This is a genomic window from Citrobacter portucalensis (genome assembly GCF_002042885.1).
Classification (GTDB): Bacteria; Pseudomonadota; Gammaproteobacteria; order Enterobacterales; family Enterobacteriaceae; genus Citrobacter; species Citrobacter portucalensis.
Genome location: NZ_MVFY01000008.1, coordinates 89,552 through 101,237, shown reverse-complemented (window position 1 = coordinate 101,237; position 11,686 = coordinate 89,552). Strand labels below are relative to the sequence as shown.

Sequence of the window (11,686 nt, the reverse complement as noted above, 5' to 3'; positions counted from 1 at the left end):
GAGGAAAGCAACTAGGATAAAGCCTTATCAATGTTGAGGCTATCATGCGCGTATTGGTTTTCCTGTTAATCACGCTTTTTCCCGGTTTGAGTCATGCGGCTGGGGCCGCATTGCTGCGCTGGCAGGATACGCAGCAGGCAGTCCCGGAACTGCAATCGGACGTTACTGCAAACAAAGTCTGGAAACTGTGCGCGCTGTATCCCAGCCTGAAAGACTCCTATTGGCTTTCAGTGAATTACGGCATGCTTGAGGCGGCGAGAAAATACGGAGTAAGTCTGAAGGTGTTAGAGGCGGGAGGGTATCGTCAGTTCTCCACGCAAAAAACACAAATCGCCCAGTGCCAGCAATGGGGAGCAGATGCCATATTGCTGGGTAGCAGCACGACGACTTTCCCGGATCTTTCCGCGCAGGTAGGCGCGTTGCCGGTCATTGAGGTAGTGAATGCGATACACGATCCGACGGTGAAAGCACGGGTCGGTGTTCCGTGGTTCCAGATGGGGTATCAGCCGGGCCGCTATCTGGTCAAGTGGAGCGGCGGCAAACCGTTAAAGGTTCTGCTATTGCCAGGACCTGATGACGCCGGAGGCAGCCGCGAAATGGTGGCAGGATTCCGTCAGGCGATTGCCGGTAGTCAGGTGAACATCGTGGATGTGGCGTTGGGGGATAATGATATTGAAGTTCAGCGCAACCTGTTGCAGGAGATGCTTGAGCGTCACCCGGATGTCGATGTGGTTGCCGGTACGGCAATTGCTGCGGAAGCGGCGATGGGAGAGAAGCGGAATCCGGGGACGCCGCTAACCGTGGTCTCTTTTTACCTGTCGCATCAGGTGTATCGCGGACTTAAACGCGAAAGAATCATTATGGCTGCCAGCGATCAGATGGTCTGGCAAGGTGAACTGGCGATTCAACAGGCGATCAGGGTGCTACAAGGGCAACCGGTACCGGAAAATATCAGTCCGCCGATCCTGGTGCTCACCCCGAAAAATGCCGACAGCCAGCATGTTCAACGCTCGCTGTCTCCTGGCGGGTTCCGTCCGGTTTATCTGTATCAGTACACGTCGGCCGCTAAAAAATAACCTTCGCCGTGCTGTGTCACCAGTAAATCAGCCCGTAGCTTGTGGCGCAAACGGCGGATCAGTACATCTACGGTGCGTAAGTCTGGATTGTCTACCCGTCGTGCCGAAAGCATACGCAGTAAACGTTCGCGGCTGAGAATTTCTCCCGGATTGGTGACAAAGGCGACCAGCATTTCATACTCGGCGCGGGTGAGTTTGATCGTCTCATCTCCCAGCTCCAGGGTATGCCGGGAGACATTCAGACAGTATCCGGCAAACTGATAGCAGTTATCTTTAGTCTCCGGCTGTGCCTGGCGGGCAAGATCGATACGCCAGAGCAAATTTTTAACCCGAACCACCAGTTCACGTAGCTCCAGTGGCTTGGTGACATAATCATCAGCGCCCATTTCCAGGCCAACGATCCGGTCAATTTGATCGCTACGACCTGTCACCAGAATGATCCCCACCGTTGAGCGTTCGCGCAGGGCGCGGGTCAGCATTAAGCCATTTTCGTCCGGGAGGTTGATATCCAACAGAATGAGATCGACAGGATGTTGTGACATTATTTCACGCAGACCAGCTCCGCTGGCGGTGACAGAGACATGATAACCTTCCTGTTCAAAATATGCCTGTAACCTCGCTTGGGTAACGGGTTCATCTTCAACAATGACAATGTGATGCGGCATCCTGATGGTGTTCTCTTTCTGTTCATATCTGTTCACATTGTGCCGTAAGCCATTCATCCTGACCAGTGTTGCTGTTCACATTTGAGAAATAAGATCCTCTGTAACTAAACCATAAGATTACAGGGGCTATTATGCGGAAACTATGGAGGGCGCTGCTCAGACCGAGCGCACGTTGGTCAGTGTTGGCGCTGGTCGTTATCGGGATTGTGGTCGGTATTGCGCTGATCGTCTTGCCGCACGTTGGTATTAAATTAACCAGTTCTACCGAGTTTTGCGTGAGCTGCCACAGTATGCAGCCGGTTTACGAAGAATATAAACAGTCTGCGCATTTTCAGAATGCCTCCGGGGTGCGCGCAGAATGCCATGACTGCCACATTCCATCTGATATTCCAGGCATGGTGAAACGTAAGCTGGAGGCCAGCAACGATATTTACCAAACCTTTGTTGCCCACTCTATTGATACTCCAGAGAAATTCGAAGCCAAACGCGCAGAGCTGGCGGAGCGCGAATGGGCGCGAATGAAGGAGAACAACTCCGCGACCTGTCGTTCTTGTCATGACTATGATGCGATGGACCACGCGAAACAACATCCCGAAGCTGCGCGCCAGATGAAGATTGCGGCCAAGGACAACCAATCCTGTATCGACTGCCATAAAGGTATTGCGCACCAGCTTCCCGATATGAGCAGTGGTTTCCGCAAGCAGTTTGATGAGTTACGCGCCAGGGCGAACGACGATGGCGAGACGCTCTACTCTCTGGACATCAAACCTATTTATGCCGCCAAAGGTGATAAAGAACCTGCAGGTTCACTGCTGCCCGCTTCTGAAGTGAAAGTGTTAAAGCGTGACGGTGACTGGCTGCAAATTGAAATTGTGGGCTGGACCGAGAGTAATGGGCGTCAGCGCGTGTTGGCGCAACTGCCGGGCAAGCGCATTTTTGTGGCTTCCATTCGTGGCGACATCCAGCAGCACGTGAAGACGCTGGAGCAAACCACTGTTGCGGAAACGAATACGCCATGGAGTAAATTGCAGGCCACTGCCTGGATGCAGAAGGGCGATATGGTCAACGATATCAAACCTATCTGGGCTTATGCCGACTCGCTCTATAACGGAACCTGTAACCAATGCCACGGTGCACCAGAGAAAGAACACTTTGATGCTAACGGTTGGATTGGCACGTTGAACGGCATGATTGGATTTACCAGTCTGGATAAACGTGAAGAACGTACCTTGCTGAAATATTTGCAGATGAATGCCTCTGACACTACGGATAAGCCGCATGGCGATAAGGGAGAAAGCAATGAAAAATAACGATCTCTTTCAGGCATCGCGCCGACGTTTTTTGCTGCAACTGGGCGGCTTGACCGTAGCCGGTATGTTAGGGCCTTCGCTGCTCACGCCGCGTAGCGCTAATGCCGCAGAGGTGCAGGGGGCAGGCGTCAAAGAGGGGATTCTGACCGGTTCTCACTGGGGGGCGATTCGTGCCACCGTGGTTGACGGTCGTTTCATTGAAGCCAGGCCGTTCGAGCGCGATAAATACCCGTCAAAAATGATCGCCGGACTCCCGGATCACGTACACGGTGGAGCGCGTATTCGCTACCCGATGGTCCGCGTGGACTGGTTGCGTAAACGCCATCAGAGCGATACCTCACAACGTGGAGATAACCGCTTTGTGCGCGTTTCGTGGGATGAAGCGCTGGATTTCTTCTATCAGGAGCTGGAGCGCATTCAGAAGACTTATGGTCCGAGCGCGCTGCTAACGGCCAGCGGCTGGCAATCGACCGGGATGTTCCACAATGCTTCCGGGATGCTGGCGCGTGCCATTGCGCTGCATGGCAACAGCGTGAGTACGGGGGGCGACTATTCCACCGGTGCTGCTCAGGTCATTCTGCCGCGCGTAGTCGGGTCAATGGAGGTATATGAACAGCAGACCTCCTGGCCACTGGTACTCGAAAACAGCAAAACCATTGTGCTGTGGGGTTCTGACCTCATCAAAAACCAGCAGGCGAACTGGTGGTGTCCGGATCATGATGTCTACGAATACTACGAGCAACTGAAGGAAAAAGTGGCGCGGGGCGAGATTTCGGTCATCAGCGTTGACCCGGTCGTCACCTCGACTCATGACTACCTGGGCCGTGACAAGGTTAAGCACATCGCCGTGAATCCGCAGGCTGATGTACCGCTACAGCTGGCGCTGGCACACACGCTGTATACCGAGAAGCTCTACGATAAGCATTTCCTCGAGAACTACTGCGTTGGGTTTGAGCAATTTCTGCCTTATCTGCTGGGAGAAAGTGACGGACAGCCTAAAGATGCCCAGTGGGCGGAAAAAATCTGCGGGATTGATGCTGAGACAATCCGTGAACTTGCGCGGCAGATGGCGGGCGGCAGAACGCAAATTATTGCTGGCTGGTGCGTGCAGCGTATGCAGCACGGGGAACAGTGGGCGTGGATGATCGTGGTGCTGGCCTCAATGCTCGGGCAAATTGGCTTACCCGGGGGGGGATTTGGCTTTGGCTGGCACTACAACGGCGCGGGCACCCCAGGACGTAAAGGCGTTATCCTGAGCGGATTTTCTGGTTCCACCACCGTTCCACCGGTACATGACAGCACCGATTATAAGGGCTACAGCAGTACTATCCCGATCGCGCGTTTTATCGATGCGATTCTGGAGCCGGGCAAGAGCATTAACTGGAACGGTAAAACCGTCAAGCTGCCACCGTTGAAGATGTGTGTTTTTGCCGGGACCAACCCTTTCCATCGTCACCAGCAGATCAACCGTATTATTGAGGGCTGGCGGAAGCTGGAAACCGTTATCGCCATCGACAATCAGTGGACTTCGACCTGTCGATTCGCCGATATCGTATTGCCGGCGACAACCCAGTTTGAACGTAACGATCTCGACCAATATGGCAACCACTCCAACCGCGGCATTATCGCTATGAAGCAACTGGTGCAGCCGCAGTTTGAAGCGCGTAATGATTTCGATATTTTCCGCGATCTTTGCCGCCGCTTTAACCGTGAAGAAGCGTTCACAGAAGGGCTGGATGAGATGGGCTGGTTGAAGCGCATCTGGCAGGAAGGAAGCCAGCAAGGGAAGGGACGCGGTGTTCATCTTCCGGCTTTCGACGTTTTCTGGAATCAGCAAGAGTACGTTGAATTCGAACATCCGCAGATGTTTGTCCGTCATCAGGCCTTCCGCGAAGATCCCGACCTTGAGCCTCTGGGGACGCCGAGCGGTTTGATCGAGATCTATTCGAAAACTATTGCCGATATGCAATATGACGATTGTCAGGGGCATCCAATGTGGTTTGAGAAAATCGAACGTTCACACGGTGGGCCTGGATCGCAGCGTTGGCCGCTGCATCTGCAATCCGTCCACCCGGATTTCCGTCTGCATTCACAGCTCTGCGAGTCCGAAGCGCTGCGTAAGCATTACGCGGTAGGTGGCAAAGAGCCGGTGTTTATTAACCCGCAGGATGCCAGCGCCAGGGGGATCCGCAACGGCGATATAGTTCGTGTATTTAATGCGCGTGGACAAGTGCTGGCCGGCGCGGTTGTCTCCGATCTCTACTCGCCGGGCGTGGCGCGCATCCATGAAGGTGCCTGGTACGATCCTGATAACGGTGGAGAAAGCGGAGCGCTGTGTAAATACGGTAATCCGAACGTGTTAACCCTAGATATCGGCACGTCTCAGCTGGCGCAGGCGACCAGTGCGCATACTACGCTGGTGGAAATTGAGAAATATACCGGTAAGGTGGATAACGTGACGGCGTTCAGCGGCCCGATAAAAATGGTGGCGCAGTGCGAATATGTCCCGGCACAGAAGGTGACGTCATGATGAAACACACCTCCCTGACGACAGAACAGATGGCCTGTGTTTATGCATGGTTGGCGCAAATGTTTTCCCGGGAGCGTGACGGTGAGGGATTAGCGCAATTGCAGTCCAGCGAAATGACTGAGTGGTTCACCGTACTCAAAGGTGAACCGTCGCTTGAGGCGGATGTTCTTTTGCTGGAAGCGAAAATTGCCGCGCTCAAGGTACGTGAAGACGCTACCCTGGAACTGGCGGCTGATTTTTGCAGCCTGTTCCTGATGTCGGATAAACACGCCGCGTTACCCTATGCGTCGGCTCATCTTGAAGAAGGGCCAAACTACGGGGTCATTAAACAACTGTTATCTGATGCGGGCATGCAGGTAAGCGATACGTTTAGCGAATCAGCCGATCATCTGGCGATTTTTATCGAACTGCTGAGCCATCTGCATTTTTCTCTTGGTGAGCCAGGGGGTAGCCGTCAGCGTATTGATGCGTTGCGCAGAGAAACGCTGGCGGGGCTGTTACGCTGGTTACCGGAGTTCACTGCTAAATGCCGCCGATATGATGACTTTGGTTTCTACGCTGCGTTGAGCCAGCTGCTGCTGGCATTTGTCAGGCTGGATCATCAGAACTGAGTGATGGCCTGAGCCACAGAAAAACGGGAGCACATTCGCTCCCGTTTTAACCCTATCACCGCACAACCAGCACCGGGCATTTCGCGTGGCGGACTACGGCTGCCGCCGTTGAACCCAGCAAATATGTGCTAAACCCCGGCTTATGTGAGGCGATGACGATAAGCTCGGCGTCAACCGCCTCCGCCAGCTTGAGGATCTGATCCTTCGGCGGGCCGTAAACGACGTGGGTTTGAGTCCTGCCGGCAGGAATATTGAACTGCTTAATAATTTCTTCGAGTTTTTCGCTGGCCTTGGCCTGCAGACCACTTCTGTCCGGAAATTCGGTAGAGTAGGCCAGTCCCAGCGAGGCATAGAACGGAACGGTAGGAATAACGGCTAAAAAGTGGACCTTCGCGGTTTTGGCATGCGCCTGGACCTGCGGCACAACATGACGAGTGAGATCGGCTTCAGAGATATCAATGGGCACCAGAATTGAGCGATACATATTCACTACCTCCTGTTTGTTTTACCTCTACCCTGAGTGTAGCGAAAGTTGTTTCTGTATAATAAGTGACCAGATCAAGGATGTGTGCATCAGTGCGTGTCATTAAGCAGTATGTACTGTAAGCCTATCTTGAATGTATTTCTCAGCAAAACCAAAAGAGATGTCCCCTCGTTAATGCTTGCCATCTCGAAATAGAAAAGGGTGCTTTTTTATATTTTTCATTGTATATTTAATTATATAACGATGGCTGTTAAGGGGGTAATTTCAACAGCATTATGAACTCCGTAATTTTTTATTCTGATATCATCTTACTTTACAGATGTATAAACTTGGTAAGTGGTTTAAAAATCTGTTTTTAAAGAAAAAACAATAATTAAATTTCGTTCTCACTAATTATGCGAGCCTCTTCAAACTTACCCATTTGCTGATTCTCATTTCTCTCCGCGCTTGATGAATATCAATAAATAGCTGCTTTAGGATATTTATTGTCTACCTCTAAAAGGGTATTCGTCTGATGGAAATAAAAGATGAGAAAAATAAATAAAACTATCCTATGGACGATGCTGCTGTGCATTGTTCTTGGTGCAGTTATTGTTTTGGCAGGGCAATGGACATTACATAAAACCTCGAGTACAGAATTCTGTTTGTCTTGCCATACGATGCAGGCGCCCTACGAAGAATATACAGGCTCGGTTCACTTCCAGAATCAGAAAGGCATTCGCGCAGAGTGCGCGGACTGTCATATCCCGGAGGGCGGTTTGGATTTTCTGGTGGCTAAGCTGCGGGCCTCAAAAGATGTTTATCATCAGTTCATAACCAAAAAAATCGATACCCCGGAAAAATTTGAAGAACACCGTCTGGAGATGGCGCAAACCGTTTGGGCACAGCTCAAGGCTAATGATTCTGCGACCTGCCGTAGCTGCCACAGTATGGACGCCATGGATCTTGCCGCACAAAGCGCGGATGCTCAGAAGATGCACAAAATGGGCATCGCGGAAAAGCAAACCTGTATTGATTGCCATAAAGGCGTCGCCCATTTCCCACCTGAAATAAAAATGGATGACAGTGCGCTTAAAGGGCTTGAAGCGCAGTCAGCCTCCACCCCAGCTTCAGCAACTGAACTTTATGCTGTAAGCAACACCGCGTTGGGCGATCTGGGAACTGTTTACCCGGCAACTAAAATGCAGGTCCTGAAAACAACGGACAACGCGCGACTGGTCGAGATTCGCGGTAGCCAGATGCAAGGAAGTGAACAGGTTATTTACTACGCAGCAGGGCAGCGTTTGATTCTTGCCAGCCTGAGTGAAAAAGGTCAACAGTCGCTGAAGATCCTCTCCGACTGGAAAAAAGATGACTACGGCAATGCGTGGCGAGATGTCGTGCTGCAGGGCGAATGGAGCGGTTCCGCACTCGCCAGCCGTGAACCTATGTGGGATTACGCGCGCAAACTCGACAATGTTTACTGCGCGGGCTGTCATGCGCCAATTCCGGCGAATCACTTCACGCTCAACGCCTGGCCTTCAGTAGCCAAAGGGATGGGGGCTCGCACCAATATCAGTGAAACCGAACTGGATATCCTGAGCCGTTACTTCCAGTACAACGCTAAAGACATGAATAAATAAGCGATCAATCAGGAGAAATCATGAAACTCACAAGACGTGACTTTATTAAGACGGCTGGCGCGGCAACCGGGACAATGGCGATTTCTTCGGTGATCCCAATGCCAGCCTGGGCCGAAGGCCAGAATGGCGGAGCAATCCTGACGGCAGCACGTTGGGGTGCGGTATACGTGGAAGTAAAAGACGGAAAAGTGGTTTCCTCAAAAGGTGCGTTGCCGAAAACGGTGCCGAACTCATTACAGCAAACCGCGCCAGATCAGGTTCATACCAATATCCGCGTGAAGTATCCGATGGTGCGCAAAAGCTATCTGGAAAACCCGGGTAAAGCGGATGGCAAACGCGGTAACGATCCCTTTGTGCGGGTCAGCTGGGAACAGGCGCTGAAGCTCATTCATGAACAGCACAGCCGGATCCGCAGCAGCTATGGTCCGGCTTCGATATTTGCCGGTTCTTATGGCTGGCGATCCAGCGGCGTTCTGCATAAGGCGCAAACCTTACTGCAACGCTATATGAGCATGGCCGGTGGCTACGCTGGGCATACCGGAGATTATTCAACCGGTGCCGCGCAGGTGATCATGCCATACGTTGTGGGATCGGTTGAGGTTTATGAGCAGCAAACCACCTGGCCGATGGTGCTTGAGCACAGTCAGGTCGTGGTGCTGTGGGGGATGAACCCGCTCAACACCCTTAAGATTGCCTGGAGCAGCACGGATGAACAAGGGATCGAATACTTTAATCTGCTGAAGAAATCAGGGAAAAGCGTCATCGCCATCGATCCGATGCGTTCTGAAACCATCGAGTTCTTTGGTGATAATGCGACCTGGATTGCGCCACATATGGGGACCGATGTGGCAATGATGTTAGGGATCGCCCATACGCTGGTGAAGAAAAACCTTCACGACAAAGCCTTCCTGGAAAAATACACCACCGGATATCCGCAGTTTGAAGAGTACCTGCTCGGCAAGAGCGATAAAGTAGAGAAAACCGCCGAATGGGCATCTGGCGTGTGTGGCGTGCCTGCTGAGCAACTGGAAAAGCTGGCGGAAATTTTCTCCAGCAACAAAACCATGCTCATGGCAGGTTGGGGGATTCAGCGCCAGCAATACGGTGAGCAAAAACACTGGATGCTGGTGACTCTGGCGGCGATGCTGGGGCAAATTGGTACCGAAGGCGGCGGCTTCGGGTTCTCTTATCACTATTCCAATGGCGGTAACCCAACGCGCATCGGTGGGGTTTTACCGGCGATCTCCGCCAAAATTGAGGGTGGATCATCGGCAGGTAATGACTGGGCGGTTTCCGATGCGGTGACCAGCCTGCCGGTAGCGCGAATTGTCGAAGCGCTGGAAAACCCAGGCGGCAAATATCAACATAACGGTAAAGAGCAAACCTTCCCGGATATCAAAATGATCTGGTGGGCGGGCGGCGCTAACTTTACCCATCATCAGGATACCAACCGCTTAATCAAAGCCTGGCAGAAGCCTGAACTGGTTGTCATCTCTGAATGCTACTGGACCGCTGCGGCCAAACACGCCGATATCGTTCTGCCAATCACCACCTCGTTTGAGCGTAACGATCTGACCATGACCGGTGATTACAGTAACCAGCATCTGGTACCGATGAAGCAGGTCATTGAGCCGCAGTTTGAAGCGCGTAGTGATTTTGACGTATTTGCCGATCTGGCTGAGATGCTCAAGCCGGGGGGGAAAGCTGTCTACACCGAAGGCAAAGACGAAATGGCGTGGCTGAAGCAGTTCTATGACGTCGCGCAAAAAGCCGCCCGCGCCCAGCGTGTTGCCATGCCTCAGTTCAACGCGTTCTGGCAGCAGAATAAGCTGATCGAAATGCGTGAGAATGAAAAGAATAACAAATATGTGCGCTACGCGGATTTCCGCAGCGATCCGGTGATGAACGCACTCGGAACGCCGAGCGGCAAGATTGAAATCTACTCGAAAACGATTGAAGGCTATCAGTATAAAGACTGTCCGCCGCATGCGTCCTGGATTGAACCGGATGAATGGAAAGGAACTGCGGATAAAGATCAGCTGCAGCTACTGACGGCGCACCCGGCACATCGTCTGCATAGCCAGCTGAACTACGCGTCGCTACGTAAAGAGTACGCAATTGCCAATCGTGAACCGGTGACGATTCATCCGGATGACGCAAAAGCCAGAGGGATTGCCGAGGGCGATCTGGTCCGCGTATGGAATGCTCGTGGACAGGTTCTGGTTGGGGCGCACGTCAGCGACGGCATCAAACCGGGCATCATCTGTATTCATGAAGGCGCATGGCCGGATATTGAAAACGGTATCTGTAAAAATGGCGGCGCGAACGTGCTGACGGCGGATATCCCGACTTCAAGACTGGCGAACGGCTGTGCCGGGAATACCAGCCTGGTATACGCAGAAAAATATACCGGTGAAGCGCCAAAACTCACCGTCTTTGATGAGCCAGCAATTGTCACCATGTAATGATGACTGATAAACGGGGGCCGTAAGGCTCCCGTTTTTTATTGCTGTTTGGGCAACGTTTTACTGTTGTTACTCAGCCAGCACTATCACATCTCCCGTTGCCGGGGCGTCAGTTCCCGGTAGCCACAATCGCCCCCACGAACCGGTGCAATGACAGCCGAGCAGTTTTTCGGGTTGCTGTTGCTGAATAAATTGTCGGGTCCGCCATAGCTTAGCGGGGGAGGCGGCGCGTAAATGAAAGCCACCGATCAGGGCGTGAATTTTGGTAACCCCGGTGATTTTCTGGCAATGGCGTACGATGTTCTCTATTCCCCGATGCCCGCAACCGGTAATGATGACTAACCCGCGTGCAGATTTATAGATCAATACGCCTTCGTCACTGATGTAATCTGGCTGGAGTGTTTTCTCGCTAATCACGCCATAGGACTGTGGCGTGGGGACACTGATTTCCCCGGACCACAAAAAACGATCGCTGATAGCCAGCGGCTCGCGGGTGTATTCCATTATGAATCGAGAGTAGTTGTTATCACGCGAGAGTTTTTTAATTTTTCGTGGTATTCCCGCAACCGTTATCGATGCGTAACGCTCGCAGGCCAGTTGAGGATGGCAAATGATACGGCTGTTATCCGCAAGCCACGGCACGCCGCCGCAGTGATCATAATGACCGTGCGACAGCACTACGGCGGTTAATTGGGTCAGGTCCACGCCCATTTGTGCAGCGTTATGCATGAAGCTGCCGTCCGGCCCGGTATCAAACAATATTGTGGTTGTTTCATCCTGAACTAACAGACTTAATCCAGGCTTGGCCAGTATTGATTTTTCTGCGCCAGCAGCGCGTCGGTTTTCAAGCAGCACTGTGAGGGTTAAAGCCATGCCTGACTCCCGTATTAAAACGGCATACTGTAATGCATCGCTTTTGAGAG

The 11,686-nt window shown here is 52.3% G+C and carries 9 protein-coding genes; 6 read left to right on the top strand and 3 right to left on the bottom strand.

Annotated elements, in window-relative coordinates; all coding sequences use genetic code 11:
• Positions 1 to 44: 44 nt before the first annotated feature.
• Complete coding sequence (gene torT / locus BZK40_RS13640; RefSeq protein WP_048214755.1) at positions 45 to 1,076, top strand: TMAO reductase system periplasmic protein TorT; 1,032 nt, start codon at positions 45 to 47, stop codon at positions 1,074 to 1,076.
• On the opposite strand, the gene torR is transcribed toward torT, so the two are convergent.
• On the bottom strand, positions 1,049 to 1,741 hold the full coding sequence (gene torR, locus BZK40_RS13635) for a two-component system response regulator TorR (RefSeq protein ID WP_020996565.1): 693 nt from the start codon (positions 1,739 to 1,741) through the stop codon (positions 1,049 to 1,051). The two genes, torT and torR, sit on opposite strands and share 28 nt — an antisense overlap.
• Before the next feature lie 131 nt (positions 1,742 to 1,872).
• Here torR and torC point away from each other — a divergent pair, with 131 nt between their 5' ends.
• The 3 genes from torC to torD are packed head-to-tail and all read left to right on the top strand — an operon-like array spanning position 1,873 to position 6,192.
• The gene (gene torC, locus BZK40_RS13630) at positions 1,873 to 3,051 is read left to right on the top strand and encodes a pentaheme c-type cytochrome TorC (RefSeq protein ID WP_003831126.1); all 1,179 of its coding nucleotides are present in this window, start codon (positions 1,873 to 1,875) and stop codon (positions 3,049 to 3,051) included.
• On the top strand, positions 3,041 to 5,581 hold the full coding sequence (torA, locus tag BZK40_RS13625) for a trimethylamine-N-oxide reductase TorA (protein WP_079934821.1): 2,541 nt from the start codon (positions 3,041 to 3,043) through the stop codon (positions 5,579 to 5,581). The genes torC and torA overlap by 11 nt, the downstream gene beginning before the upstream one ends.
• The gene (gene torD, locus BZK40_RS13620; protein ID WP_048226199.1) at positions 5,578 to 6,192 is read left to right on the top strand and encodes a molecular chaperone TorD; all 615 of its coding nucleotides are present in this window, start codon (positions 5,578 to 5,580) and stop codon (positions 6,190 to 6,192) included. The genes torA and torD overlap by 4 nt, the downstream gene beginning before the upstream one ends.
• A 55-nt stretch (positions 6,193 to 6,247) precedes the next feature.
• Here the strand turns inward: torD and uspF are convergent, their stop codons facing one another.
• The gene (uspF, locus tag BZK40_RS13615) at positions 6,248 to 6,676 is read right to left on the bottom strand and encodes a universal stress protein UspF (RefSeq protein ID WP_003831130.1); all 429 of its coding nucleotides are present in this window, start codon (positions 6,674 to 6,676) and stop codon (positions 6,248 to 6,250) included.
• A gap of 527 nt (positions 6,677 to 7,203) precedes the next feature.
• Between uspF and BZK40_RS13610 the strand changes: the two genes are divergently transcribed.
• A complete protein-coding gene (locus BZK40_RS13610) occupies positions 7,204 to 8,298 on the top strand; it encodes a NapC/NirT family cytochrome c (RefSeq protein WP_048235934.1) in 1,095 nt (364 codons plus the stop codon).
• A 20-nt stretch (positions 8,299 to 8,318) separates the two neighbouring features.
• Positions 8,319 to 10,763, top strand: a complete 2,445-nt coding sequence (locus BZK40_RS13605) for a trimethylamine-N-oxide reductase 2 (RefSeq protein ID WP_032942601.1) — start codon at positions 8,319 to 8,321, stop codon at positions 10,761 to 10,763.
• A 69-nt stretch (positions 10,764 to 10,832) separates the two neighbouring features.
• Here the strand turns inward: BZK40_RS13605 and BZK40_RS13600 are convergent, their stop codons facing one another.
• A complete protein-coding gene (locus BZK40_RS13600) occupies positions 10,833 to 11,636 on the bottom strand; it encodes an MBL fold metallo-hydrolase (protein WP_032942603.1) in 804 nt (267 codons plus the stop codon).
• Positions 11,637 to 11,686 lie beyond the last annotated feature (50 nt).